The organism is Streptomyces sp. SudanB52_2052 (assembly GCF_964272415.1).
Lineage (GTDB): Bacteria > Actinomycetota > Actinomycetes > Streptomycetales > Streptomycetaceae > Streptomyces > Streptomyces olindensis.
Genome location: NZ_OZ186796.1, coordinates 3,897,825 through 3,923,198, shown reverse-complemented (window position 1 = coordinate 3,923,198; position 25,374 = coordinate 3,897,825). Strand labels below are relative to the sequence as shown.

The 25,374-nt window shown below is 72.8% G+C and carries 18 protein-coding genes; 10 read left to right on the top strand and 8 right to left on the bottom strand.

What is annotated here, in order from left to right; genetic code table 11:
* Positions 1 to 110: 110 nt before the first annotated feature.
* Complete coding sequence (locus ACSUPV_RS17275) at positions 111 to 881, bottom strand: ECF subfamily RNA polymerase sigma factor, BldN family (RefSeq protein ID WP_031117141.1); 771 nt, start codon at positions 879 to 881, stop codon at positions 111 to 113.
* Positions 882 to 1,230: 349 nt separating this feature from the next.
* A complete protein-coding gene (locus ACSUPV_RS17270) occupies positions 1,231 to 2,148 on the bottom strand; it encodes an HAD family hydrolase (RefSeq protein ID WP_078650873.1) in 918 nt (305 codons plus the stop codon).
* Between the two features lie 169 nt (positions 2,149 to 2,317).
* Between ACSUPV_RS17270 and ACSUPV_RS17265 the strand changes: the two genes are divergently transcribed.
* The 5 genes from ACSUPV_RS17265 (at position 2,318) to ACSUPV_RS17245 (ending at position 8,080) form a co-directional block, all read left to right on the top strand.
* Entirely contained in the window at positions 2,318 to 2,587 is a 270-nt protein-coding gene (locus ACSUPV_RS17265) for a glutaredoxin family protein (RefSeq protein ID WP_436947789.1), read from the top strand.
* A 315-nt stretch (positions 2,588 to 2,902) separates the two neighbouring features.
* On the top strand, positions 2,903 to 3,667 hold the full coding sequence (locus tag ACSUPV_RS17260; RefSeq protein ID WP_031117138.1) for a redox-sensing transcriptional repressor Rex: 765 nt from the start codon (positions 2,903 to 2,905) through the stop codon (positions 3,665 to 3,667).
* Positions 3,664 to 5,421 carry a glutamyl-tRNA reductase gene (locus ACSUPV_RS17255; RefSeq protein WP_037763373.1) on the top strand — a complete coding sequence of 586 codons (1,758 nt, stop codon included), beginning with the start codon at positions 3,664 to 3,666 and terminating at the stop codon, positions 5,419 to 5,421. The genes ACSUPV_RS17260 and ACSUPV_RS17255 overlap by 4 nt, the downstream gene beginning before the upstream one ends.
* A complete protein-coding gene (gene hemC / locus ACSUPV_RS17250; RefSeq protein ID WP_031117136.1) occupies positions 5,418 to 6,377 on the top strand; it encodes a hydroxymethylbilane synthase in 960 nt (319 codons plus the stop codon). Before ACSUPV_RS17255 ends, hemC begins: the two co-directional genes overlap by 4 nt.
* Complete coding sequence (locus ACSUPV_RS17245) at positions 6,374 to 8,080, top strand: uroporphyrinogen-III synthase (protein WP_436947788.1); 1,707 nt, start codon at positions 6,374 to 6,376, stop codon at positions 8,078 to 8,080. Before hemC ends, ACSUPV_RS17245 begins: the two co-directional genes overlap by 4 nt.
* A 23-nt stretch (positions 8,081 to 8,103) precedes the next feature.
* Here the strand turns inward: ACSUPV_RS17245 and ACSUPV_RS17240 are convergent, their stop codons facing one another.
* Positions 8,104 to 9,492 carry an FAD-binding oxidoreductase gene (locus ACSUPV_RS17240; protein WP_031117134.1) on the bottom strand — a complete coding sequence of 463 codons (1,389 nt, stop codon included), beginning with the start codon at positions 9,490 to 9,492 and terminating at the stop codon, positions 8,104 to 8,106.
* A 208-nt stretch (positions 9,493 to 9,700) separates the two neighbouring features.
* On the opposite strand from ACSUPV_RS17240, the gene hemB reads away from it, so the two are divergent.
* From hemB to ACSUPV_RS17220, 4 genes are all read left to right on the top strand, one after another.
* Positions 9,701 to 10,693: a porphobilinogen synthase gene (hemB, locus tag ACSUPV_RS17235; RefSeq protein WP_031117133.1), complete on the top strand. Its 993-nt coding sequence runs from the start codon at positions 9,701 to 9,703 to the stop codon at positions 10,691 to 10,693.
* A 104-nt stretch (positions 10,694 to 10,797) separates the two neighbouring features.
* On the top strand, positions 10,798 to 11,700 hold the full coding sequence (locus ACSUPV_RS17230; RefSeq protein ID WP_436947787.1) for an SAM-dependent methyltransferase: 903 nt from the start codon (positions 10,798 to 10,800) through the stop codon (positions 11,698 to 11,700).
* Between the two features lie 136 nt (positions 11,701 to 11,836).
* Positions 11,837 to 13,060 (top strand): PLP-dependent aminotransferase family protein, encoded by a 1,224-nt coding sequence (locus ACSUPV_RS17225; protein WP_436947786.1) that lies wholly within the window; start codon positions 11,837 to 11,839, stop codon positions 13,058 to 13,060.
* Positions 13,061 to 13,198: 138 nt separating this feature from the next.
* Positions 13,199 to 14,032, top strand: a complete 834-nt coding sequence (locus tag ACSUPV_RS17220; RefSeq protein WP_037763378.1) for an arylamine N-acetyltransferase family protein — start codon at positions 13,199 to 13,201, stop codon at positions 14,030 to 14,032.
* A gap of 13 nt (positions 14,033 to 14,045) precedes the next feature.
* Here ACSUPV_RS17220 and ACSUPV_RS17215 read toward each other — a convergent pair whose 3' ends face one another.
* Positions 14,046 to 14,885: a DUF4253 domain-containing protein gene (locus ACSUPV_RS17215; protein WP_436947785.1), complete on the bottom strand. Its 840-nt coding sequence runs from the start codon at positions 14,883 to 14,885 to the stop codon at positions 14,046 to 14,048.
* 120 nt (positions 14,886 to 15,005) lie between these two features.
* On the opposite strand from ACSUPV_RS17215, the gene ACSUPV_RS17210 reads away from it, so the two are divergent.
* Positions 15,006 to 15,506 (top strand): DinB family protein, encoded by a 501-nt coding sequence (locus ACSUPV_RS17210; protein WP_436947784.1) that lies wholly within the window; start codon positions 15,006 to 15,008, stop codon positions 15,504 to 15,506.
* A 64-nt stretch (positions 15,507 to 15,570) separates the two neighbouring features.
* On the opposite strand, the gene ACSUPV_RS17205 is transcribed toward ACSUPV_RS17210, so the two are convergent.
* The 4 genes from ACSUPV_RS17205 to argS form a co-directional block, all read right to left on the bottom strand.
* Positions 15,571 to 16,602: a hypothetical protein gene (locus ACSUPV_RS17205; protein WP_436947783.1), complete on the bottom strand. Its 1,032-nt coding sequence runs from the start codon at positions 16,600 to 16,602 to the stop codon at positions 15,571 to 15,573.
* Complete coding sequence (locus tag ACSUPV_RS17200; RefSeq protein ID WP_031117126.1) at positions 16,599 to 17,876, bottom strand: hypothetical protein; 1,278 nt, start codon at positions 17,874 to 17,876, stop codon at positions 16,599 to 16,601. Before ACSUPV_RS17200 ends, ACSUPV_RS17205 begins: the two co-directional genes overlap by 4 nt.
* Before the next feature lie 5 nt (positions 17,877 to 17,881).
* Complete coding sequence (gene fxsT / locus ACSUPV_RS17195) at positions 17,882 to 23,353, bottom strand: FxSxx-COOH system tetratricopeptide repeat protein (RefSeq protein ID WP_436947782.1); 5,472 nt, start codon at positions 23,351 to 23,353, stop codon at positions 17,882 to 17,884.
* 139 nt (positions 23,354 to 23,492) lie between these two features.
* Entirely contained in the window at positions 23,493 to 25,256 is a 1,764-nt protein-coding gene (gene argS / locus ACSUPV_RS17190) for an arginine--tRNA ligase (RefSeq protein ID WP_436947781.1), read from the bottom strand.
* Positions 25,257 to 25,374 lie beyond the last annotated feature (118 nt).

Sequence of the window (25,374 nt, the reverse complement as noted above, 5' to 3'; positions counted from 1 at the left end):
CCGCACAACGAGCGGCTTGGCGCTTGGGTTACGGACGGAGAACGATCGGATGGGGAAGTCAACGGACTTTCACGGAACGTGAGTTGACCGTCGCCGAGTGTGCCGTCCGGTCAGCGGGCGTCTTCCGGGAGGAGCCGGGCGAGGGTGCGGACGGCCCGGTACTGGAGGGTCTTGATGGCGCCCTCGTTCTTGCCCATCACGCGGGCGGTCTCGGCGACGGAGAGGCCCTGGAGGAAGCGGAGCGTCACGCACTCCTGCTGCTGGGGGTTGAGCCGCCGCACGGCGTCGAGCAGGGCGGCGTTGGAGAGGGACTCCAGGACGGAGTCCTCGGGGGAGCGCTCGACCTCGTTGGCGTCGAGCATCTCGCCGGTGGTGACCTCCAGCCGGAAGCGGCTGGACTTGAAGTGGTCCGCGACGAGGTTGCGGGCGATCGTGACGAGCCAGGCGCCGAAGTCGCGGCCCTGCCAGGTGAAGGTGCCGATGCGGCGCAGGGCGCGTAGAAAGGTCTCGCTGGTGAGGTCCTCGGCGGTCGCCTTTCCTCCGACCCGGTAGTAGATGTACCGGTAGACGGTGTCGCTGTACTGGTCGTAGAGGCGGCCGAAGGCGTCGGCCTCGCCGGCCTGGGCGCGCTCGACGAGGTCCATCATCCGGGCGCTGTCACTGTCCGCCGCCGGGCGGCGGGCGGTGGCCGCCCCGGACGGGCGGCCTCGTCTGCCGACCGCGGCGCTGCCGTCGGCCAGTGCGTAGCACGGGCCGACGGGCGCGGCGGTGGCGAATGCGGGGACGGCGTACGCGGTGGGGACGAAGCCGCGCAACAGGTCGAGGACCGTTGCGCGCAGCGTAGCCAGGCCCGAGGCGTCAACCCCGACGTGTGGGTACACGGGACTCCCAGAGGCAGAGCTTCCATCACGTGCAGTGCGGGACCTTTCACCCGTCGTAGCGACGGAGGGGTACCGGTTTGCGTCTGAGGAGAATAACGCTTCGTGCAGGCGCTGCTACACCGAGTTGCTCAAATCATCGATTGCGTCGCTTCCGTAACCGATTGACGCCCTATCAAGTGCCGCGGAGTGAACGGTTGTTGATCGGAACGGTTCGTATTGCGGCTGAGTCCAGGGCGTGTTGTGGCCGTGTGCAGCCAAGAGGACTGGACATGAGGTTATGGGGGTACGCCAGTTGGATTTACGGGGTTTGTCATCCCGTAAACGAAGGTGTTCCGGTTTGATCGAATGGTCAGCGGCGGCGGCGGTGCAGGGCGATGGCGGCCGCCGTGCCGCCGGCCACCGCGCCGACGCCCGCGGCGGCGGGGATGCCGACCTTCGCGGCCTTGCGGCCGGTGCGGTAGTCGCGCAGGCGCCAGTCCAGCTCGCGGGCGTGCTTGCGCAGCTTGGAGTCCGGGTTGATGGCGTAGGGGTGGCCGACCAGCGACAGCATCGGGATGTCGTTGTGCGAGTCGCTGTAGGCGGCGCAGCGGCCGAGGTCCAGGCCCTCCGCGGCGGCCAGGGCGCGGACGGCCTCGGCCTTGGCGGGGCCGTGCAGCGGTTCGCCGACGAGTTTGCCCGTGTAGACGCCGTCGACCGACTCGGCGACCGTGCCCAGGGCGCCGGTCAGGCCCAGGCGGCGGGCGATGACCTGGGCGATCTCGACGGGGGCGGCGGTGACCAGCCACACCTTCTGGCCCGCGTCCAGGTGGGCCTGGGCGAGGGCGCGGGTACCGGGCCAGATGCGCTCGGCCATGTACTCGTCGTAGATCTCCTCGCCGATCGACTGGAGCTCGGCGACGCGGTGGCCCTTGACGATGGACAGGGCCGAGTCGCGGGCCTCCTGCATGTGCTCGGGGTCCTCGACGCCGGCCAGCCGGAACCACGCCTGCTGCCAGGCGAAGCGGGCGAGGTCGCGGGTCTCGAAGAACTTCCGTTTGTACAGGCCCCGCCCGAAGTGGAAGAGCGCGGCACCCTGCATGACGGTGTTGTCCAGGTCGAAGAAGGCGGCGGCCCGGTCGTCGCCGTGGACCGGGAACTGCGGTTCCTCGGTCGTGCCGGCGGCCTCCTGTGAGGACTTGCGGGCGGCCTCCGCCGAGGCCTCGCCTGCCAAAACGCTCCGCGCCGTGGCGGAGCGCCTACGGGGAGTGAGCCATCCGAGAGCGGCCATGGCGTGAGCATAGCCAGTTTGTTCGGGGGTTCCGGAGTCGCGAGGTTTGAAGCCTGTGAACTCTCGGCAAGCGTGTCGTTAAAGATGTCGCTCGAGACGGGCCGGATCGGCGCGTCCCCTGGCCGTTCACGGGGTTCCCCTCCTCGGCCGGCGCGCGACAATGGCCGACATGAGCCCTCTCTTCCGACGCAAGCCCTCTCGGGACCGGCTCGTGACGCTGATCCGCAAGCCCGGCTGTCATCTGTGTGATGACGCACAGGTCGTTGTGGAGAAGGTGTGCGGTGATCTGGGAGTCCCCTGGGAGCAGAAGGACATCACCGAGGATCGGGAACTGCACGACGAGTACTGGGAGCAGATCCCGGTCGTGCTGGTGGACGGCAGGCAGCACACGTTCTGGCGCGTGAACGAGGACCGCCTGCGCAAGGCGCTGGCCGACTGATCCCGACCGGCGAGACGACTGACCGAGCAGTCCAAAGCGGCCCCCGTGGTCGCTTAGGATCGATGGCGACTTGGTCTCGGGGGCGGGATTCACTGAGGAGAGTGTGTTGTTTTGCCCCCAGAAGACAAGGAACGGTGGTGCCTGTGTGCCGGTTCCCCACCCGTGCGCCGGGGGCGCGTGAGCCCGGTCACGTTGGGCGGGCAAAACGGACACCATCTTTGTGCACGCGTTCACAAAGACATAGCCTGCTTTCGACGGGGCGGTCATGTAGGGACGTATGACCGCCTACAGCCCCGCTCTACCCGCAGGAGCACCGTGGCAACTGGCCGAACTCACCGACCGGCGACCCGCAGCCGAGGGATTCCCGAGGCCACCGTCGCCCGGCTTCCGCTGTACCTCCGCGCGCTGACCGCACTGTCGGAGCGCTCGGTGCCCACGGTCTCCTCCGAGGAGCTCGCGGCCGCGGCGGGGGTCAACTCCGCGAAGCTGCGCAAGGACTTCTCGTACCTCGGCTCCTACGGGACGAGGGGCGTCGGCTACGACGTCGAGTATCTCGTCTACCAGATCTCCCGCGAACTGGGGCTCACCCAGGACTGGCCGGTCGTGATCGTCGGTATCGGCAACCTCGGCGCCGCCCTCGCCAACTACGGCGGGTTCGCCTCCCGCGGCTTCCGGGTCGCCGCGCTGATCGACGCCGACCCGGCCATGGCGGGCAAGCCCGTCGCGGGGATCCCGGTGCAGCACTCCGACGACCTGGAGAAGATCATCCAGGACAACGGCGTGTCGATCGGTGTCATCGCCACCCCCGCCGGTGCCGCGCAGCAGGTCTGCGACCGGCTCGTGGCCGCCGGGGTCACCTCCATCCTGAACTTCGCGCCGACCGTGCTGTCCGTCCCGGACGGCGTCGACGTGCGCAAGGTGGACCTCTCCATCGAGCTGCAGATCCTCGCCTTCCACGAGCAGCGCAAGGCCGGCGAGGAGGCCGCGAGCGCCGACGGCGCCCTCCCGGCCGCCGCCGCCCGCAGCGACTCCGCCGACCAGGGGCCCGACGGGGACATGCCCGCCGTGATGCCGGCATGAGCCTCCTCGTCGTCGGACTCAGCCACCGCAGCGCCCCGGTCAGCGTCCTGGAGCGGGCCTCGCTCACCGCGGACGCGCAGGTCAAGCTGCTCCAGGACACCGTCGCCGCCGAACCGGCGACCGAAGCCGCGGTGCTGGCCACCTGCAACCGCATCGAGCTCTACGCCGACGTGGACAAGTTCCACGCCGGTGTCGCCGAGCTGTCCACGCTGCTCGCCCAGCACAGCGGGGTCGGCCTGGAGGAGCTCACTCCCTATCTCTACGTGCACTACGAGGACCGGGCCGTCCACCACTTGTTCTCGGTGGCCTGCGGGCTGGACTCGATGGTCGTCGGCGAGGGGCAGATCCTCGGCCAGATCAAGGACTCCCTGGCCCGGGCGCAGGAGCTGCACTCCGCGGGTCGCCTGCTGAACGACCTGTTCCAGCAGGCCCTGCGGGTCGGCAAGCGCGCCCACTCCGAGACCGGCATCGACCGCGCCGGCCAGTCCCTGGTCACCTTCGGCCTGGAGCAGCTGGCCCGCGGCGGCGACGTCCAGGAATGGGCGCGGGGCAAGAAGGCCCTGGTCATCGGGGCCGGGTCGATGTCCTCCCTGGCCGCGGCCACGCTCGCGCGGGCCGGGGTCGCCGAGGTCGTCGTCGCCAACCGCACCTTCGACCGCGCCGAGCGCCTCGCGCAGATCCTGTCCGAGGGCGACGACACGGACGTGCTGGCCCGCGCGGTACCGATGGAGTCGGTGCCGGCCGAGCTGACACGTGCCGACGTCGCCGTCTCCTGCACCGGCGCGACGGGCCTGGTCCTGACGGCCGAGTCGGTCGCGGAGGCGGTCGGGGGCCGGACGCCCGCACCGTCGGCCGGCGGTGACGGACCGGCGGCGCCGGGCGGCGGAGCCGGCCGTACGACCGGGCCGGACGCGCGGCAGGGCGGCCTGCCCACCACCAGCCTCGGCAGCGAGGACGGCTGCCCGCTGGACCTCTCCGCGGTGCAGGGCACCGCCGGGTTCTCCGTGCTGGGCGAGGCGGCCGTGGCCGGCATGGCCGCCGCCGACCTGGAGCAGCACGCGGCCTGGGTGGACAACGGCACGGCCGGCGGCGGCCAGCGGGCCGCGAGCCCGGCCCGCCCCGGCACGCTCGACCCGGCCGCGGACACCGACGCCATCGCCGCGCTCGCCGCGACCGTCGCCACCGTCGGGCGCATCCCCGAGCGGCGCCGGCCCGAGCCGGTCGAGGAGCCGCAGCGGCCCGAGCCCGTGCTGTTCCTGCTCGACCTGGCGATGCCGCGCGACATAGACGCGGCCGCGCACCGGCTGGCCGGGGTGCGGCTGGTGGACATCGAGTCGCTGGCGGAGGCCTCCGCGGGCGCTCCGATGGCTGCCGATGTGGACCAGGTCAGGCGTATCGTCTCCGACGAGGTCGCGGCCTTCGGGGCAGCACTGCGGGCCGCGCACATCACGCCGACCGTGGTCGCCCTGCGCACCATGGCCGCCGACGTCGTGGCCAGCGAGATCGCCCGGCTGGACGGGCGACTGCCCGGCCTCGATGACAAGCACCGCGCGGAGATCACCCAGACCGTGCGGCGTGTGGTCGACAAGCTGCTGCACGCGCCGACCGTGCGGGTCAAGCAGCTCGCGGCCGAGCCCGGCGGCGCCGGGTACGCGGACGCGCTGCGGACCCTGTTCGACCTCGACCCCGAGACGGTGGCCGCCGTCTCCCGGGCCGAGGACAGCACCACCCAGAGAGACCGAGGCCCGGCATGACTGACAAGGCGCTGAGGCTCGGTACCCGGCGGAGCAGACTCGCCATGGCCCAGTCCGGCCAGGTGGCCGAGGCCGTGAGCCGGGTGACCGGGCGGCCCGTCGAACTCGTCGAGATCACCACGTACGGCGACGTCTCGCGTGAGGCGCTCGCCCAGATCGGCGGCACGGGCGTGTTCGTGACCGCCCTGCGCGACGCGCTGCTCAAGGGCGAGGTCGACTTCGCGGTGCACTCGCTGAAGGACCTGCCGACCACGCAGCCCGACGAGCTGGTCGTGGCCGCCGTGCCCGTGCGGGAGGACCCGCGGGACGTGATCGTCGCCCGGGACGCCCTGAAGTTCACCGACCTGCCCTCCGGGGCGCGCATCGGCACCGGCTCGCCGCGCCGCATGGCCCAGCTCAACGCGTACGCGCGCAGCCACGGCCTGGACATAGCGACGGTTCCGATCCGCGGCAACGTCGACACCCGCATCGGGTTCGTGCGCAAGGGGGAGCTCGACGCCGTCGTGCTGGCCGCCGCCGGGCTGAACCGGATCGGCCGCGGTGACGAGGTGACCGACTTCCTGTCGGCCGACACGGTTTTGCCCGCCCCCGGCCAGGGGGCCCTGGCGATCGAGTGCACCGCGGCCAACGCGGACCTCGTCGCCGCGCTCGCCGAACTCGACGACCCGCTCACGCGGGTCGCCGTGACGGCCGAGCGGTCACTGCTCGCCGCCCTGGAGGCCGGCTGCAGCGCCCCGGTGGGTGCTTTGGCCGACTTGCTGGCCGACGGGCAGATTGTCAAGGAAATGCGCCTGCGCGGCGTCGTCGGGACCACCGACGGCTCGCGCATGGTGCAGCTGTCCACCACCGGTCCCGTGCCCGAGACGCACGACGGGGCAACGGCGCTCGGTCGCGAACTCGCGGCCGAGATGCTCGCCCAGGGCGCGGCCGGTCTGATGGGGGAGCGAGCACATTGAGCCCCACCACCCTTTCCGCCGGTCCTGAACACGGGCACGTCACCTTCCTGGGTGCCGGACCCGGAGATCCGGGACTGCTGACTCTGCGCGCCGTCGAGGCACTGGCCAACGCGGACGTCCTCGTCGCCGAGCACGAAGTGCTCGACGTCGTACGTCAGCACGCCAGGCAGGGCGTCTCCGAGGTGCACACGGACGCGGATCCTTCACAGGAGCCGACTCCGGGCACAGGAGCGCCCCAGCTGACGGTAGTTGACGGCACGTCAACCACCGCGCCCGTCCCCGCGGTGCGGGATGCCGCACATCTTGTCATGGAGGCCGCGCGGGGCGGCAGGCGGGTCGTGCGTGCGGTGTCCGGTGACCCGGGCCTCGACACGTACGCCGCCGAGGAGATGCTGGCGTGCGCCGCCGCCGGGGTGCCCTTCGAGGTCGTCCCCGGGATCGCGAGCGCCGTCGGTGTGCCCGCGTACGCCGGTGTGCCGCTGCGGGACGCGCAGGGCGCGGACGTGCGGTTCGTGGACGCGCGGACGGCGTCGGACCGGTGCTGGACGGAGGTCGGGGCGTCGGACGGCACGGTCGTCGTGTCCACGACGCTGGACTCCGTCGCCGCGGCCGCCGGCGAGCTCGTCTCCGCGGGGCGCAAGCCGGACACCCCGATGACGGTCACCGTCGCCGGTACGACCACCCGGCAGCGCACCTGGACCGCCACGCTCGGCACGATCGCGCAGACGCTGAAGCAGGCCAAGGTGCTGCCCTCGCCGGAGGGCGGCCGGCCGGTGATAGCCGTGGTCGGGGAGCGTTCCGCCGCCGCCCAGCGCGACCAGCTCGCGTGGTTCGAGTCCAAGCCGCTGTTCGGCTGGAAGGTGCTCGTGCCGCGGACCAAGGAGCAGGCGGTGTCGCTCTCCGACCAGCTGCGGTCGTACGGGGCCGTGCCGCACGAGGTGCCGACGATCGCCGTCGAGCCGCCGCGCACGCCCCAGCAGATGGAGCGCGCGGTCAAGGGCCTGGTGACGGGCCGCTACGAGTGGATCGCCTTCACCTCGGTGAACGCGGTCAAGGCCGTGCGGGAGAAGTTCGAGGAGTACGGGCTCGACGCGCGTGCCTTCGCGGGCATCAAGGTCGCGGCCGTGGGCGAGCAGACCGCCAAGGCGCTGATCGCGTTCGGCGTGAAGCCGGACCTGGTGCCGAGCGGTGAGCAGTCGGCCGCCGGGCTGCTGGAGGACTGGCCGCCCTACGACCCGGTGTTCGACCCGATCGACCGGGTCTTCCTGCCGCGGGCCGACATCGCCACGGAGACGCTGGTCGCCGGGCTGATCGAGCTGGGCTGGGAGGTCGACGACGTCACGGCCTACCGGACCGTGCGGGCCTCGCCGCCCCCGGCGGAGACCCGTGAGGCGATCAAGGGCGGTGGCTTCGACGCCGTGCTGTTCACGTCGTCCTCCACCGTGCGGAACCTGGTCGGCATCGCCGGCAAGCCGCACAACGTGACCGTGATCGCCTGTATCGGCCCGGCCACGGCGAAGACCGCCGAGGAGCACGGGCTCCGGGTGGACGTCATGGCTCCGGAGCCGTCCGTGCTCAAGCTGGCGGAGGCCCTGGCCGACTTCGGCGCGAAGCGGCGGGCCGCGGCCGTCGAGGCCGGGGATCCGGTGACCCGGCCGAGCGAGCGGCGGCCGGGGGCACGGCGGCGGCGGTCGACGACCTAGCCGGAACTGAGGGGTGGCTGCGGCTACGCGGGTGTCACCGCGTGGCCGTAGCGCAGCAGGTTGTCCGGGTCGTAGGTGGCCTTGTCGTGGCGCAGGCGTTCGTAGACCTCCGGGGTCCAGGCGCGGGCGCGGTCGTGGTCGTCGCCGGGCGTGCCGTGGATGTTGACCATGGTGCGGCCGGTGCCGTAGGGCGCCATGGCCGTGTAGAGGCGGCGCGTGGCTTGTTCGACGGCCTCGGCCACCGGCGGCGCGGGCATGATCCCGACCGACTCCATGAAGTACCGCGCGTCCCGGGCGCAGACGGCGTCCTCGACGGGCGCCGGGCGGGCCAGTGCCCCGCCCATGTGGCGCAGCGAGGCGACCAGCAGCGGGTAGTCGGCGCCGACGGCCGGTCCGACCTGCTCCAGGAACGTGCTCAGGCCGTCGGAGGGCAGGTCGCGCAGGAGCATGCAGCACTCCCGGGCCGGGAGCGGGTCCTGGGGCTCCATGTGGATGCGGTCCAGGGCCGCGTAGTCCATCTCCTCCACCAGGTCGACGGCCACGGGGGCCGCCCGGCGCAGCGGGGCGATCAGTGCTTCGCCCTCGGCCGTGTCGCCCGGCCAGGCGAGCGCGACCCGGGCCCAGAAGCCGCCGCGCAGGGGTTCCGGGATCTGCGGGATGGGCGGCAGGCGGAGCACCGAGAACATGCTGGCCATCTCGTCCGGGACCGTGCGGGTCCACTCGGACCAGGCGTGCAGCAGGGACTCGGTGTGTTCGGCGTGCCAGTGCAGGCCGCCGCCGTAGAGGCGGGGCAGCGGGAGCAGTTCGGTGACCAGTGAGGTGACCACGCCGACGTTGCCCTTGCCGCCGCGCAGCGCCCAGAACAGTTCCGGCTCGTGCTGGGGGTCCGCCTCGCGCAGCCGGCCGTCCGGGGTGACGACCTGGAAGGAGCGGACCAGGTCGGCGGCGTAGCCGTAGGCGCGGCCGAGGACGGGGAGTCCGCCGCCGAGGGTGTAGCCGACGACGCCCGCGTCGGTGGAGGTGCCGCACAGGCCGGCCAGGCCGTGGGGGGCGCCCGCGGCGAGGACGTGGCTCCACTTCGCGCCCGCGGCGATCCGCGCGGTGCGGGTGGTCGGGTCGACCTGGACGTCCGTCATGCGGGACGTGGTGATCAGCAGGCCCTGCTCGATGGGGAAGTTGGCGCCGTGGCCGGTGGCCTGCACGGCGACGGGGGTGTGGGTGGCGTGCGCCCAGCGCATGGCGGTGACGATGTCGTCCGGGCCGGTGGCGCCGACGACCACGTCCGGGGTGTGGAGGGCTGCCAGGTTGAAGCCGGTGACCTCGTCGGCGTAGGCGGGGTCGCCGGGGCGCAGGACCGGGCCGTGGATCTCCGAGAGGGCGAAGAGGTCGGGGGTGTGGTGGGGGGCGGTCATCGCGTCCTCCGTGGGGGCGGGTACGGAGGGACGGCGGCGGCGGGGTCTGCTCGGGCCGTCGGGGTCCTTGTCCTTCTCGTTGGTGATTTCAGGATGGACCTCGGGGGTGGTGGGCGCATCGTGGGGCCGCGGCCCGGCGGCGGGGTGCCGCCGGGCTCCGACAGTGCGTCGGCATCGGGGCGTTTGGGGCGGGCGTAGCGTAGAGGGCATGACGACGTACGGATCTTTTCCCGGTGCGCGGCCGCGGCGGTTGCGGAGCAACCCCGTGATGCGTCGGATGGTCGCCGAGACCCGCCTGCACCCCGCCGATCTCATCCTTCCGGCGTTCGTGCGGGAGGGTGTCAGCGAGCCCGTGCCGATCGCGTCCATGCCCGGGGTCGTGCAGCACACGCGGGACACTCTGAAGAAGGCCGCCGCGGAGGCCGTCGCGGCGGGGATCTCCGGGATCATGCTGTTCGGTGTGCCGGAGGAGTCGAAGAAGGACGGGCTCGGGACACCGGGGACCGACCCGGACGGGATCCTCCAGGTCGCCCTCCGGGACGTGCGGGCCGAGGTCGGGGACGACCTGCTCGTCATGTCCGACCTGTGCCTGGACGAGACGACCGACCACGGGCACTGCGGCGTGCTCGACGCGCAGGGGCGGGTCGACAACGACGCCACCCTGGAGCGGTACGCCGAGATGGCCCAGGTACAGGCCGACGCCGGCGCCCATGTCGTCGGGCCCAGCGGGATGATGGACGGGCAGATCGGGGTCGTCCGGGACGCCCTCGACCAGATCGGGCGGGAGGACGTCGCCATCCTCGCCTACACCGCGAAGTACGCCTCCGCCTTCTACGGGCCCTTCCGCGAGGCCGTCGGCTCCTCGCTCCAGGGGGACCGCAAGACCTACCAGCAGGACCCCGCCAATGCGCGCGAGTCCCTGCGCGAGCTCGCCCTCGACCTGGAGGAGGGCGCCGACATGGTGATGGTCAAGCCGGCCGGGCCCTACCTGGACATCCTGGCCCGGGTCGCGGACGTCGTGGACGTGCCCGTCGTCGCCTACCAGATCTCCGGCGAGTACTCGATGATCGAGGCCGCCGCGGAGAAGGGCTGGATCGACCGGGACCGGGCGATCCTGGAGACCCTGACCGGCATCCGGCGGGCCGGAGCGCGGAACATCCTCACCTACTGGGCCACCGAAGTGGCCCAGAAGCTGGGTTAGGGCCGCGAGTCGGCCGGAGGGCACCTTCAAGTCCCCTGGAGCGTTAGGTTGTTGACCAGCGAAGTGGTTGCTGATTGAACCACCTACTCTTCAGGGAGACGTCCATGTCCGGTGACGCCCTCAGTCAGGATCCCGCCCAGCTGCGGAGGAGGATCGACAGCAGCAAGGCGCACCCGGCGCGGGTCTACGACGTCTTCCTCGGCGGCAAGGACCACTACCCGGCGGACCGGGACGCCGCAGCCGCCGCGCTCGCCGCGAACCCGCGCGGGTACCTGGACGTGCGGCACAACCGCGACTTCCTGCGCCGCGCGGTGACCACGCTGGTGGAGCAGGACGGCATCCGGCAGTTCCTCGACATCGGTACGGGACTGCCGACCGCCGAGAACGTGCACCAGATCGCGCAGCGGATCGAGCCGGGCACGCGGGTCGTGTACGTCGACAACGACCCGGTCGTGCTCGCGCACGCGCGGGCCCTGCTGACCAGCGGCCCCGAGGGGCGCACCGACTACATCGACGCCGACCTGCGGGACCCGGCCCGCATCCTGGAACAGGCCGCCAAAACCCTCGACTTCGACCGGCCGGTCGCGCTCTGCCTGGTCGCGATCCTGCACTTCGTCGCGGACGAGGAGGCGTACCCGCTGGTGCGCGAGCTGCTCGACGCGCTGCCCGCCGGCAGCCGGCTGGTGCTCAGCCACCTGACCGAGGACCTGAACCCGGAGAACATCCGCGCGGTGCAGCGGACGTACACCGAGCGGGGGTTCACCTTCGTGCTGCGGTCCCGGGCGGAGGTGGAGAAGTTCTTCACGGAGAACCGGCTGGAGATCGCCGATCCGGGGGTCGTCCCCGCGCACCGCTGGCGGCCGGACGACGCGGCCCCCGTCCCCGAGCAGCCGGAGGAGTCCTTCCTCGCCGGCCTCGACGACATCGAGAAGGTCCGCTACCGCGACATCAACGACGTGACGGACGCGGACATCAACGTGTACGCGGCGATCGGGGCCAAGGGCTGACCGGACGGGTGTCTTGGCCGGGTCTCGCCCGCCCGGCCGGGCCCGATGTCCGGATCCCGGAAATGTTCTTGTAGGCGGCACGTATGTCCCTAGGCTGCGGCGCACGCGTCGTCACCGCAGCCGAAGGAGCCGTGTCATGACCCTCACCGCGCCCACGCCCACCCGCTCTCCCGCGCCGCAACTCGCCGCACGGGCGCGCTCGGTCGGCGGCTCTCCCGTGCGGGACATCCTCGCCGTCACCGCCCGCCCCGAGGTGATCAACTTCGCGGGCGGGCTCCCGGCGCCGGAGCTGTTCGACGCCGAGGCCATCGCGGCCGCGTACCAGGCGGTGCTCACCGAGGCACCCGGCCGGGCGCTGCAGTACTCCACGACCGAGGGCGAGCCCGGCCTGCGAGCCGCCCTGGCCGGACGCACCACCGCGCGCGGCCTGCCGACCGGTCCCGACGACCTGCTCGTCACCACCGGCTCGCAGCAGGCCCTGTCCCTGCTGGCCACCGCGCTGCTCGAACCCGGGGACACGGTCCTCGTCGAGAACCCCTGCTACCTGGCCGCGCTGCAGGCCTTCGGCTTCACGGGCGCCCGGGTCGTGGCCGTGCCCGGCGACGAGCACGGCCTCGACCCCGAGGCGCTGGCGGAACTGGTGGTGCGCGAGCGGCCCAAGCTGCTCTACACCGTGCCCACCTTCCAGAATCCCACCGGCCGGACCCTGCCCACCGACCGGCGCGCCGCGGTGGCCGCCGTCGCCGCCCGGCACGGGCTGTGGATCGTCGAGGACGACCCGTACGGGGAGCTGCGCTACGACGGCGAGCGCGTGCCCTGGATCGCCTCCCACCCGGGCGCCGAGGACCGTACGGTGCTGCTCGGCAGCTTCTCCAAGGTCATGGCGCCCGGACTGCGGCTGGGCTGGCTGCGCGGGCCCGGGGAACTGCGGCGCGCCTGTGCCGTCGCCAAGCAGGCCGCCGACCTGCACACCCCGACCGTCAACCAGCTCGCCGCGGCCCGGTACCTGGCCGACAGCGACCTGGACGCGCACGTCGCGCGCGTCGCCCGCGTGTACCGCGAGCGCCGCGACGCCATGCTCGCGGGGCTGCCCGGGGCGCTGCCCGAGGGGTCGGTCTGGACCCGGCCCGAGGGCGGCATGTTCCTCTGGGCGAGCCTGCCCGAGCCGTACGACACGACGGCCCTGCTGCCGCAGGTGGTGCGGCACGACGTGGCGTACGTGCCCGGCGCCCCCTTCTACGCCGGCCCGCCCGACCGCACGACCCTGCGGCTGTGCTTCGTGACGCAGACACCGGAGGAGATCGCGGAGGGGCTGCGCAGGCTCGGGGAGGGACTGCGGGGCGCGGCTCCCGGCGTCTAGGGGGTCGCTTCCCGGGGTTTGTGCCGGGCGTGCCGGGGCTTGTGCCGGGCGGTCTTCCTGGTCCTAGGGCCAAGGGCCGAGCGGGAGTTACGGCTGTGGGCCGCGGACGGGGTGGGCGGCCCTGGTTACGGTGACGGCATGTCCGATTCCGTGCAGTTCGACCTCGACGTGTATCTCCGGCGGATCGGATGGGAGGGGGAGCGGCGGGCCGACGCGGCGACCCTGCGCGGTGTGCACCTGGCACACCTGCGGGCCCTCCCGTTCGAGAACCTCGACGCCCTGCGCCGCCAGGCCCCTTCCCTCGATCCGGCCGACCTCATGGCCAAGCTGGTCCGCGGCCGGCGCGGCGGCTACTGCTACGAGCACAACACGCTGTTCGCCTGTGCGCTCCGGGCGCTGGGCTTCCGGGTCACCCTGCTGGTCGCGCGGGTCGTCGTGGGCGCCGACAGCATCGCGAGCCGGCCACGCACGCACATGGCGTTGCTGGCCGAGGTCCCCGGCGAGGCGCGACCGTACCTCGCGGACGTGGGCTTCGGGGCGATCGGATCGCTGCTGGAGCCGATGCCGCTGGTGGCGGACACCGAGTTCACCGGGGCCGGGCGGCGGCACCGGCTGGTGCACGCGCCGCACGACGGCCCGCTGGAGATGTGGGTGCTGGAGGCCCACGACCGGGCGAAGGACGACTGGACCGCGCAGTACGCCTTCACCCTGGAGCCCTTCGAGAAGCCCGACTTCGACGTCGTCAACTGGTACGTCGGCACCAGCCCGCGTTCGCCGTTCACCCGGCGCGTCTACGTCCAGAACGTCAGCGCCGACCGGCACCTGCTGCTCGACGGGCGGCTGCTGACGGAGACCCGCGCCGACGGGACGGTCACCGAGCGGGAGGTGACCGGCGAGGCGGAGGCGCACCGGCTCCTGGAGGAGGAGTTCGGCATCACCGCGCCGGAGGGGATGACGCTGCTGACCGACTGAGGGTGTCCAGGCTCTAGTCCCACCAGAAGTGCCAGGTCGGCTGGGCGAGGATCCGGTGCTCGGCGTAGGCCCGCAGGGTGGCGTCGCCGTCCGGGCCGATGGTGGCCGGGCAGAACGCGACGTGCTCGGCGGCGAGGGCCTCCGCTTCGGCCAGGGTGGCGGGCGGGGCGGCGACGGACACCAGCAGGTGGTCGAAGCCGAGCGCCACGACACGTATGCCGAAGCGGTCCTCCCAGGAGCGCAGCACCGCGCTGAGCCGGGCCGTGTCGCCCTCGTGGTTCGCCGGGCCGGTCCAGCCGATCGCCGTCGGGATGTCGGCGCTGCGGCGGGCCGGGACGAGGGCGAGGTGCGGTGCCTTGAGGGGGCCGCCGTCGGCGAGCAGGGAGTCCGCGACGCGGGTCGCGACCGCGTCCGGGTCCTGGTCCTGGTCGTGGTCCTGGTCCTGGTCGTGGTCCTGCTCTTGGTCCCGGGCGTGGTGCTGTGGGCCGGGTCCGGCCAGGCCGGGCCACGCTTCGGCGTCTCCGGCGTACTCCTCCCAGAACTCCGCGAGGACCTCCTCGGCGTCGTGGCCCCCGGGGTACGACATCTCGCCGGGCATCAACTCCCAGCGGTCCGGCTCGCCGTGGCCGTCGCCCACGTCGAGGACGACCGGCAGCAGACCCGTGCGGCGGGCCGGCTCCAGCGCCGTCCAGCCGCCCGGCACCGCCCGCTCGTCCGCGCGCCACAGCAGCGGCTCGTGCCAGGGGCCCTCGTCGGTCGTGTCCACGAGTGCCCCGGCGGGGAGGTGCAGTCCGAGCGCGCGGCCGCTAGGGTCCGCCGCCAGCGTGGGCAGGGGGTTCGGAAGTGTCGCCATGGTGGTGACTGTAGAGCCGGCCACTGACAATCGGGCCGGCCCGGCGAGGGATCCCGACCGGGGGCAGGACCGGTCAGGCAGGGGACAGCGGTTGACCTAATTGCTCTCTACGGTCCTGCCATGACCACTTCCTGGGAGAAGACGGACCTGCTGGACGCGCTCGCGGAGCAGCGGGAGTTGCTGCTGATCACCGTGCGCGGACTCACCGACGAGCAGGCCGCGCGGCGCACGACCGTGAGTGAGCTGACCCTCGGCGGGATCGTGAAGCACCTCGCGAGCGGGGAGGAGGCGTGGACGCGGATCATGGTCGTCGGCGACGGTGAACTGCCCGACGGCATGCTGGACATGGAGCAGTACCGCATGACCGGGGGCGACACACTGCACGGCCTCCTGGAGCGTTACGCGGCGGCCGCCCGGGCCACCGAGGATGCCGTGACCGGGCTGCCGGACCTCGATCGCGGCGTGCCCCTGCCGAGGACCCCCTGGTCGCCGCCCGAGCCCGAGCACTGGTCGGCGCGCCGGATCCTGCTGCACCTGATCCGGGAGACCGCCCAGCACGCCGGGCACGCCGACATCGTCCGGGAGGCCCTGGACGGCGCGAACAGCACCGCCCAGCGCTGAACCGGCCCTGTCGGACGCGGGCGTCGCTCCCGACCGCTGACCCCGTCCGCCCCGGCCGTTCCCGTCAGCGGGAGCGCTCCGCCAGGGTCAGCAGCAGGTGCGCGGACTCCGGTCGCAGGAAGTCGGAGTGGGCGCCCGAGGGATGCAGCCGGGTACGCCGGCTGCCGCGGTAGAGCCAGTCGGCGTCCACGTTCACCAGCCGGTGGTCCAGCGTGGCCTGCTCGTACGCCTCGTCGGTCGGCAGCAGTTTCGTGGTGAACTGCGGAACCGGCGCCGCACCGGTGCCCGAGTGACCGATACCGGGCGCCTTTTCGGCGCGCAGGTGCCAGAAGCCCGTGGCCCGGTCCCAGCGCGAGTGCGTCAGGACGAGGGGGCCGCGCAGCGGTGCGCCCGGATGGCCCGCGCGCGGGAACAACGTTCCGAAGTGCCGGACGAAGGCGTCGCGCGGGGCGGCCATCTGGAAGATCAGGGCGCTGTCCACGGTGAACGGGCGGCGGGGGTCGTGCGGTGTGCTCCAGCCGAGCACGGGAGGCCGCTCGGCGGCCCGCTGCACCGCCTCGCACAGGAACCGCCCGCCGAAGGAGTGCCCGACGAGGTGCAGGAACTGTCCGTTCTGGTTGGCCAGCACCGCCGGGCCCCTCGGGTCGGCGCGTTCGGCGTCCAGGTAGCCGAGCAGATGGCCGAGGACGTACGGCGCGTGCCCGGTGCCCTCGGCGCTCATCGCGTGGGCACGGTCGCGGATCCTGCGGTAGCCCCCGAGCGTCGGCAGGCTGGACGACGGCCAGCGCACCACCACGCACCAGGGGCGGTAGCCCGTCTTCAGCTCCGGATAGCGGCCGGGCGCCGCCTCGTACAGGTCCAGGGACTGCCGGACCAGGCGCAGGGCGGTCCGGGTGGCGCTGCTCGGCGCGGTCTGCCAGCCGTGCACGTACACGTGGATGTCCGTCGCCCAGCGCGGCACGGTCAGCCTCCGGGCCAGGTGCTCGGCGACGCGGTTCGCGGGCACGGGTGTGCCGCCGCCCGGCAGCGTCAGCCGGCCCCGCTCGTCCAGGTCGATCTCGACCGGCGCGGGCAACCGGGTGCTCGGGGCGGTCACGAGGCGAGCCTCAGCCTGCTGTCGATGCCGCAGTGCAGCGCGTAGGCCAGAGCGAGCGGGTTGCGGAACTCCGAGGCGAAGCGCCGCACCAGCAGCAGGCTTATCTCGCCCGCGGTGTAACGGCCGGTCAGGTACAGGTCGAGGAACGCGTACGCGTACTCCGTCGCGAAGTCCTGGGGCATGTCGATCTGGGGGGCGAGGACGCCGTCGGCACCCATGTCGATCAGTTCCTGTCCGAGGTGCTTGAGCCTGCCGGGGGCCGCCGCCCGTGCCGTGCCGCAGGCGTTGAGCAGCACGAACGGCTTGAACCTGGCGTGGGAGTCGCGGCGGAAGCGGCGTCGTTTCCGGGACACCACCGGGCCGTCGATGTGTTCGTCGTCGGAGAGCCGGATGGACAGGCCCGGGGTCGACGGGCCGCTGTGCACCATGCGGCCATGGCACCAGAAGTACATGACGTCCTCGTTGAGCACGGGCGCCGCCAGCGCGTGCAGCAGGTCGCTGCCGTGGGAGCGGACGATCAGCCGCGAGCGCTCCTCCAGCAGCTTGTGCACCTCCCGCGCGCGGCCCACGAGGTCCAGGGCGTCGTCCTTGTTGAGGCTGGTCGTGGCCAGGTCCCGGTCGCCGAGCGGGGCGTGGTCCCAGGGGTAGCGGGAAGTGGTCTGTTCGACCTGGTGCCGGTGTCCCAGGAACGCCTCCCAGGGCGAGGCACACGTCGAGGGGTCCACGGCGAGCATGGGCCAGGGCAGATGCACCTCGGAGTCGAAGCTGACGCGCAGCGGTTCCTTGCCGCCGAGGGCGGTGAACAGGAACTCCCGGAACCGGCCGAGGTCGTAGCCGCTGCCGTGCAGCATCACGTCGAGCAGGTCGTAGCCCTCCTCGGCCAGCCGGGCCGTCACCGACTCGGCCCGGTCGGCGAGTTCGCTGAGGTCGGCGGCCTCCGCGAAGGGACGGCTGCCGACCTGTGTCCCGAGCTCGTCGCCCTCGCTCTGGTAGTACACCACCAGGTCGTGCCACCGGTTCCGCAGCCGGTCGGCCCGCTCCCGCAGGTCGTCGGGGGAGACCTCCAACGGCGCCTCGTGCCAGCGCGGGGCGGCCAGGTCCGGGGCGCAGGCGAATATCGTCAGCATCTTCTCGCTGGTGCGGTACAGCTTCACCCGCAGCTCCGCCGGGCGCTCCCCCTCCGGCGGACGCGGTGTGCTCCCGGGCTGCGGCGGTACCCCTGTGAAGCCGTGGGAGGGGTCCCGCACTACCTCCACGGCCATTTCCTGCGGCATCCGGGTCAGCCCTCCCTGGCACCCTGCACGTGGACAACGGTCTTCAGTTCCTGCAGCACGAACCCCGACGCGTGGTCGTACAGGGTGAAGCGGACGTCGTGGGCGCCCGGCTCGGAGGCGGTCAGGGTGAAGCGCGTGGGGGCGCCGCCGGGCTCGTACTCGGCCGTGGCCGGCTCGACCAGGGTCGCCGTGGGGCAGCTGACGGCCACCATCAGCCGAGGCGGCGCGGTCGCCGCCGCACTCTCCTCCCGCTCCAGCCGGACCTCGATCGTGACGGGACGGCCGGCGGTCACGTCGTCCGTGACCAGGGTCAGCCGGGCCCGCCAGGCAGGGCGTGCGGTGCGCAGCCGCCAGCGCAGTTCCGCCGTGTCGGGGTGGTCCGGGCCGAACGTCCGCTCCCAGCGCGCGAGCAGCTCCTCGTGGGACGGCGCCGAGCCCGGGTCGTCGGCCTCCAGACAGGCGAAGGCCAGCTCGGCGAGGCTCTCCAGGGTGTCCGGATGGTCCGGGCCGAACATCCGGGCGCGTCCGGCGTGCACGGCCCTCAGCAGGGCCACCGCGGCCGCGGGGTCGCCCGCGTCGGAGACGGCGTGGGCGAGTTGAGTGGCCAGGGTGGGGAGGAAGCCGCCGAAGCGGGCGGCGAACATCTCGACGAGCACGCCCAGCAGGATGTCGTCCTCGTCCTCGTCCTCCGCCGGCCGGCCTGTCGACGTCGGCTCGCCGTCCCGCTCGGCAGCCCGCTGGTGGACGCGGACCACGTCATCGACTGTTTCCGGGTACTCCGGCCGATCCAGCAGCCGTGCGGTGCGGCGCAACAGGTCCCGCAGCACCTCCAGGGCCTGCTGCGGCTCGTCCGCCTGCCCCAGGGCGTGCGCCAGCACCGGCAGCACCTCCAGGGTGCGCCGGTGGTCCGGGCCGAAGAGCTCCGTGGCGTCGTCGACCAGGTTCCGGGCCCACCGCACCGCGTCCTCGGCCGGACCGGTGTCCGCCGTCAGCCACGCCAGGTTGCCGCGCACCCAGAACGTCGTCTCGTGTTCCTCGGGGAGGACCTCCTCGCACTGCTTCCAGAGTTCCTCGAACACCGCGGCTGCCCGGTGCGGGTCGCCCGCCTCCCAGCAGGTGTGCCCCAGGAGGTTGCGGCATCCGAGGGTGTCGGGGTGCAGCGGGCCCCTGACGCGTTCGCTGTCCTCGACCAGGGCCAGGGCGTCCCGGACGCTCAGCACGCGCCGGCCGGCCCGGCGCCGTGCCGAGACCAGGCCGCGGCGCGCGGCCAGGGCCGCACTGTGGTCGGGGCCGTGGATCCGCACACGGTCGTCCACGAGCGAGGCCCGCAGCCGCAGCTCGGTGGCGATCTCACCCGCCGCGCTGTGCGCGGAGGCGAGGGTGGCGCGCGCGGTCAGCGTCCTCGGGTGGTCCGCGCCCAGGACCCGGGTCGAGTCGTCGACGAGGCTCGCGGCGGTCTCGACGGCCCGGCGGGCGGTGGACGCCCCCAGCCAGACCCAGGCGATGGTCCGCCGCAGGGCCAGCGTCTCGGGGTGCTCGGGACCGAGCGCCCGCTCGTGGTCGCGCAGCAACGCGTCCAGGTCCCGCAGCGCGCCCGCCCGGTCGCCGGTGCATTCCCGCCAGCGGGCCAGCATCGTGCGGTCGTCGAAGGCCTGCGGACTGCCGGCTCCGTGAATCCGGGCGAGGTCGTTCACCAGGTCCTGGCCGAGCCGGACGGCCTGTTCGTAGTCCCAGCGCTCGGCGACGGCAGTCGCCAGCAGGTACCTGGTCGCCAGCGTCTCGCCGTGGTCCGCGCCGTGGAACCGGGTCCGGTCCTCCACCAGCCCCTCGAACGCGATGATCGCCCGCTGGTACGCCCCGGACCGCGCCCACGCGTGCGCCAGCCACGTGCGCGCGTTCAGTGTCGTGACGTGGTCCCGGCCCCGCACCCGGGCGCAGTCGGCGACCAGCCGGTCGGCGAGTTCGGCGGCGCGGCGGTAGTCGCCCGACGCGCATGACGCGCTGACCAGGTCGATGCGGACGTCGAGCACCTGCGGGTGATCGGGCCCGAACAGGCGCCCGCGCTCCTCCAGCACCGACTCCAGCGTGGCGAGCGCCTCCCGGTGGCGGCCGGCCGCCTTCTGCACCAGGCCCAGGTCCCGCCGGGCGCGCAGGGTGCGCGGATGAGTGGCCGACCAGGCCCGGGTCCACGCCTCGACGGCTTCCTCGTACAGGGCGATGGCCCGGTCGTGGTGCTCGGCGGCCGAGCAGGCGTCGGCCAGGTTCTCCAGCATGAGCAGCGTGTCCGGGGCGTCGTCGCCCAGCAGCCGGCGGCGGTCGGCGAGCAGGTCGGTGAACCCGGCGATCGCGCCCTCGTGGTCGTCGGCGCCCAGCCGGGCCAGCGCCAAGCCGTTGCGGGAGTTCAGCGTCGCCTGCGCCTCGACGCCCAGGACCCGGGCCCGGGCCGCGACCAGTTCCTCGTAGACCGAGATGGCGCGCCGGTGCTGCCCCGCCGAACGGAAGACCCAGGCGCGCCAGCTGTCGGTTTCGAGCGTGTCCGGATGGTCCGCGCCCTGCACCCGCGCCCGGTCGGCCCGCAGCGCGTCGAACACCTCCTCGGCCTGGCCGTACTCACCGGCCGAGCGGAGTGTCGCGCCCAGCCACGACCGCATGCCGAGGGACGACGGGTGATCGGCGCCGTAGACCCGCTCGTAGACCTCCACGAGCCGGCCGTACAGCTCCAGCGACCGCGCGTAACGCTCCTCCTCGGCGAACACCTGGGCGAGGGAGTGGCGGATCGACAGGACGCGCGGATGGTCCGGGCCCAGGAGCGGTTCCATGTCCCGGAGCAGCTGCTCGAGATCCGCGACCGCGCGCTGGTGGTCGCCCGTCCACTGGCGGGTGCGGGCCAGGGCCTCGCGTGTGGCGAACACATCGGGGTGCTCGGGGCCGAGGACCCGGGTGCGGTCCCGCAGCAGCTCCTCGAACACCTCGATGGCGGCCGGTAGATCGGAGGCCTCCCGGAGGGCGAAGGCCAGATGGGCACGCGCGGTGAGGGTCGCCGGGTGATCAGCGCCCTGTTCGCGGGTGCGGTCCGCGACGAGTGCGCGGCGCTCACGGACCGAGCGGCGGTGGTCCCCCATGAGTTGCCGGGTGAAGGCCAGCGCCTCCCGCGCGCGCAGCGTGTCCCGGTGGTAGGGACCCCGCACCCGCGCATAGTCGACGATCACCGCCTCGTATTCCGCGACCGCCCGGACGTAGTCGGCCCGCTCCCGGTGGGCCTCCGCGATGTCGTCGCGGTAGTCGAGGGTCGCCGGATGGTCCGGCCCCTGGATCCGGGCGCTGTCCGCCGCCAGTGACTCGAACTCCGGCAGGGCCGCGTCCGGCCCGTACGCCTCGGACAGCTCGTACGCCAGGTCCTTCCGGCTGCGCAGCGTGTCCGGATGGTCCGGGCCCTGCACGCGCTCCCGGTCGGTGACCACCTCGCGGTACAGGGCCACCGCCCGCCGCGGATCACCCGCGGCGGAGTGCGCCGCGGCCAGCCAGCCGCGGCTGGTGAGCGTGTCGGGGTGGTCCGGGCCGTGCTCCCGCAGCCGGTCCTCCACCGCCTGCTCGTAGAGGGCCAGCGCCGTGCGGTGGTCACCCGCCTCCCGGTACGCGTAGGCGAGGTTGGTGCGGCTGGCGAGCGTGTCCCGGTGCCCCTCGCCCAGGAGACGCTCCCGGTCGGCGACGACCGCCGCGAACTCCTCGACGGCGGCCTGGTACCGGCCCGCCGTCTGCAGCGCGTAGGCCAGGTTGTTGCGGCTGCCGAGCGTGTCCGGGTGCTCCTCGCCCTGGATCCGGCGCCGGTCCGCGACCACGGCCGTGAGCTCCTCGACCGCCCGGATCACGTCGCCCGCCTTGCGGTACGCGTACGCCAGCCGCTCCCGGGCGGCCAGGGTCTCCTTCGCGTCCGGGCCGCACCGGCGGCGGCGGTCGAGGTACACGTTCTGGCACAGCCGGACCGCCCGCGCCGGATCGCCGGCCTTCGCGTGCCACTCGGCCAGCCGGTCGCGGTGGTCGAGCGTGGTGTCGTCGTCGACCCCGAACAGCGCCTCGCTGCCCTCGACGGCCCGCGTCATCAGGGGGATCGCCCGTACGTGCTGCTCCCGCGCCGCCAGTTCGTCGGCGCCCCGCCGGTACATCTCGATCGCCTCGGCGCCCGGTTCCGCGGCCGGTCCGGTCTCCGCGAGCGCCTGGACGTGGATGAGCAGCCGGCGTAAGCGCTTGGCCGGGGCGCCGGACAGTTCCGCGGCCAGCGCCCGTTCGGCGAGGTCCCGCGCCTCGGGCACCTCGGACGGTTCGGCGTGCCGCAGGGTCTGCTGGACGAGGCGGTGCATGGTGAGGCCGTTGTAGCCGGAGCCGATCAGGTGGTAGTCGCGCAGCGCGTCGACCGCCTCCTCGATCTCGCGCTCGGGCCGGCCCAGATGCCGCAGCACCCCGCGCGGCACCGCCTCCGGCGCGAACCAGGCCAGCGTGTACAGCAGCGGCACGGCCAGCGGACGCCGGGAACGGATGGACTCCAGGCTGGTGCGCCAGATCTGGGCGATGGTACGGCCCGAGCGGCCCGCCCCGTCGTTGAGCACCGCGTCGGGCACGCGGGCCAGTTTCGCCTGGTAGGCCGCGAAGCCGATGCCGGTCTCCCGCAGATAGGCGCCCGCCTGCGTGAGAGCCAGCGGCAGGTGCCCCAGGTCCTCGGCGAGCCGCGCGGCCTGCGCGCGCTCGGCGGCGGAGCGGTCCTCGCCCAGGCCGGCCGTCGCGCACAGCAGGTCGACGGCCTCCCCGTGGTCCAGCACGTCCAGGCTGACCAGGCGGGCCCCCTCGGGCCAGCCGGTGCGGCACCGGCTCGTGACCAACTGGTGGCCACGGTCGAGGAGTCGGCCCAGGAACGGCGTGAGGTGCTCGGGCCGCTCCACGTTGTCGTACACCAGCAGCCAGTCGGAGTGGTTCTCCAGCCAGAGCAGCGCCCACTCGGTGCGCTCCTTCGCGGTGGCCCGGCGGGCCCACTCCGGGTACAGGCGCAGGGCCAGCTCACCGAAGCCGGAGGCGATCCTCTCCTCGCTCTCGGCGGTGATCCACCACACGAGCCGGTATCCCTCGCTCCGGTGCGCGTAGTGCAGCGCCAGGGTGGTCTTGCCGATGCCGCCGAGACCGCTCAGCGCGGTCGTGGCCTTCTGGGTGACGACCCCGCCGCCGGACCGCAGGGAGGTGCGTAACCGGCCCAGGTCGTCCGTGCGCCCGACGAAAGGGGCCGACGGCAGCGCGGGGAGGTTGTCCAGCCGGGCGGGCGGATCGACCGTCAGGGCGGCGGACTTGGCCGGCTCCGGCAGCACCGTGGTGTGCTCTTCGGTGTGCGGATTGCCGCCCGGCCGGAAACGGCCGCCGGCCTGTCCCGGCACGGCCAGGCCACGCTCCAGGACGGCGGCCCCCGCGGCCCGCGACTCCTCAGAGATGATCATGACTCCCCCGTGTCGATCACCCGCACCAGACCGCGTCGTCCGCCCGCAGTGCTGAAGGAATATGCAACTGTACTGGGGCGAAAGGGAGTTGTCACCGGGGTGCGGGGTGACCGGCGCGGTTCGCCGCCACCCCACACCGTCAGAGCCGCTCGGGCGTCCGGATCCCCAGCAGGGCCATGCCCTGGTGCAGGGTGCGGGCCGTGACGTCGCAGAGGAACAGGCGGTTCTCGACCTGCTCCGGCGACTCGGCCTTCAGCACCGGGCACTTGTCGTAGAACGTCGTGTACAGCGACGCCAGCTGGTACAGGTACGCCGTCATCTTGTGCGGGGCGTACTCCGCCGCCGCCTCCGCCACCGTCGCCCCGAACGAGTCCACGTGCAGGCCGAGCGCGCGCTCCGCCGCGTGCAGCTCCAGCTCCGGGTGCGCGGCCGGGCGGGTCTCGCCGGCCTTGCGCAGGATCGACCGGATACGGGCGTAGGCGTACTGGAGGTAGACGGACGTGTCGCCGTTCAGCGAGACCATCTGGTCCAGGTCGAACTTGTAGTCCCGGTTCGCCGACGTCGACAGGTCCGCGTACTTCACCGCGCCGATGCCCACCTGGGCGCCGCGCTCGGCGATCTCCTCCTCCGAGAGGTCCTGGGCCTTCTCCCGGACCACGGCCGACGCACGGTCGATCGCCTCGTCGAGGAGGTCGACCAGGCGGACCGTCTCGCCCTCACGGGTCTTGAACGGCTTGCCGTCCTTGCCGAGGACCGTCCCGAAGGCCAGCTGCACCGCGTGCACGTCCTCGTTCAGCCAGCCCGCGCGGCGGGCCGTCTCGAAGACCATCCTGAAGTGCAGCGACTGGCGGGCGTCCACCACGTACAGCAGCGTGTTCGCCTTGAGGTTGAAGACGCGGTCGCGGATCGCCGACAGGTCGGTCGCCGCGTAGCCGTAGCCGCCGTCCGACTTCTGCACGATCAGCGGGACCGGCTTTCCGTCCGGACCCTTGACGTCGTCGAAGAACACGCACAGCGCGCCCTCCGAGCGGACCGCCACGCCCGACTCCTCCAGGAGGCGGCACGTCTCCGCCAGCATGTCGTTGTACCCGGACTCGCCGACGATGTCGGGGTCGCGGACCTCCATGTCCAGCTTCTCGAAGACGGAGAAGAAGTAGATCTTCGACTCGTCGACGAACTTCTGCCACATGGCGAGCGTCTGCGGGTCGCCCGCCTGGAGGTCGACCACCCGGCGCCGGGCGCGCGTCTTGAACTCCTCGTCGGAGTCGAAGACCTTGCGGGCGGCCTTGTAGAGGCGGTCCAGGTTCGACATCGCCTCCTCACCGCTCACCTCGGCGGACTCGTGGTCCAGCTCGTGCGGGTGCTCGTCCAGGTACTGGATCAGCATGCCGAACTGGGTGCCCCAGTCGCCGATGTGGTGGCGGCGGACCACCGACTCGCCCGTGAACTCCAGCAGCCGCGTCACCGAGTCGCCGATCACCGCGGAGCGCAGGTGACCGACGTGCATCTCCTTCGCCACGTTCGGCTGGGCGTAGTCGACGACCGTGACGCCCGGGTGCTCGGCCGTGGGCACGCCGAGGCGGCCCGTGTCGTCCGCGTACCGCGCGGCCAGGTTCTCCGTGATCGCCCGGTCGGTGATCGTGATGTTCAGGAAGCCGGGCCCCGAGACCTCGATGTCCTGCAGCAGCTCACCCGACTCGACCCGGGAGACGACCTGCGTCGCCAGCTCCCGCGGGTTCGCCTTCTCCTTCTTCGCCAGGGCCAGGATCCCGTTGGCCTGGAAGTCGGCCCGGTCGCTTCGTCGCAGCAGCGGGTCCGCGGAGCCGGCCTGCGGCAGGGCTGCCGACAGGGCCGCCGCGAGGCGCTGATGGACGGAGTCGCTGAGGGACGTGACCGAGGCCATAGGTAAAGGTGCCGTTCTCCTCGAGGGAATCGATAGACACGCCCAGTATCCCATGGGGGTAAAGCCGTTTTTCCGGGCGCGAGGGGGTCTGGGACAATGTTGCGGTCAGCCGTGCGAC

Excerpts from the sequence above, each read along its gene's own strand:
- ACSUPV_RS17200 (WP_031117126.1), bottom strand. The coding sequence starts at position 17,876 with ATGCCGCAGGAAATGGCCGTGGAGGTAGTGCGGGACCCCTCCCACGGC.
- ACSUPV_RS17225 (WP_436947786.1), top strand. The coding sequence starts at position 11,837 with ATGACCCTCACCGCGCCCACGCCCACCCGCTCTCCCGCGCCGCAACTC.
- fxsT (WP_436947782.1), bottom strand. The coding sequence starts at position 23,353 with ATGATCATCTCTGAGGAGTCGCGGGCCGCGGGGGCCGCCGTCCTGGAG.
- argS (WP_436947781.1), bottom strand. The coding sequence starts at position 25,256 with ATGGCCTCGGTCACGTCCCTCAGCGACTCCGTCCATCAGCGCCTCGCG.
- ACSUPV_RS17210 (WP_436947784.1), top strand. The coding sequence starts at position 15,006 with ATGACCACTTCCTGGGAGAAGACGGACCTGCTGGACGCGCTCGCGGAG.
- ACSUPV_RS17255 (WP_037763373.1), top strand. The coding sequence starts at position 3,664 with ATGAGCCTCCTCGTCGTCGGACTCAGCCACCGCAGCGCCCCGGTCAGC.
- ACSUPV_RS17215 (WP_436947785.1), bottom strand. The coding sequence starts at position 14,885 with ATGGCGACACTTCCGAACCCCCTGCCCACGCTGGCGGCGGACCCTAGC.
- ACSUPV_RS17240 (WP_031117134.1), bottom strand. The coding sequence starts at position 9,492 with ATGACCGCCCCCCACCACACCCCCGACCTCTTCGCCCTCTCGGAGATC.
- ACSUPV_RS17270 (WP_078650873.1), bottom strand. The coding sequence starts at position 2,148 with ATGGCCGCTCTCGGATGGCTCACTCCCCGTAGGCGCTCCGCCACGGCG.
- ACSUPV_RS17220 (WP_037763378.1), top strand. The coding sequence starts at position 13,199 with ATGTCCGATTCCGTGCAGTTCGACCTCGACGTGTATCTCCGGCGGATC.
- ACSUPV_RS17230 (WP_436947787.1), top strand. The coding sequence starts at position 10,798 with ATGTCCGGTGACGCCCTCAGTCAGGATCCCGCCCAGCTGCGGAGGAGG.
- ACSUPV_RS17265 (WP_436947789.1), top strand. The coding sequence starts at position 2,318 with ATGAGCCCTCTCTTCCGACGCAAGCCCTCTCGGGACCGGCTCGTGACG.
- hemB (WP_031117133.1), top strand. The coding sequence starts at position 9,701 with ATGACGACGTACGGATCTTTTCCCGGTGCGCGGCCGCGGCGGTTGCGG.
- hemC (WP_031117136.1), top strand. The coding sequence starts at position 5,418 with ATGACTGACAAGGCGCTGAGGCTCGGTACCCGGCGGAGCAGACTCGCC.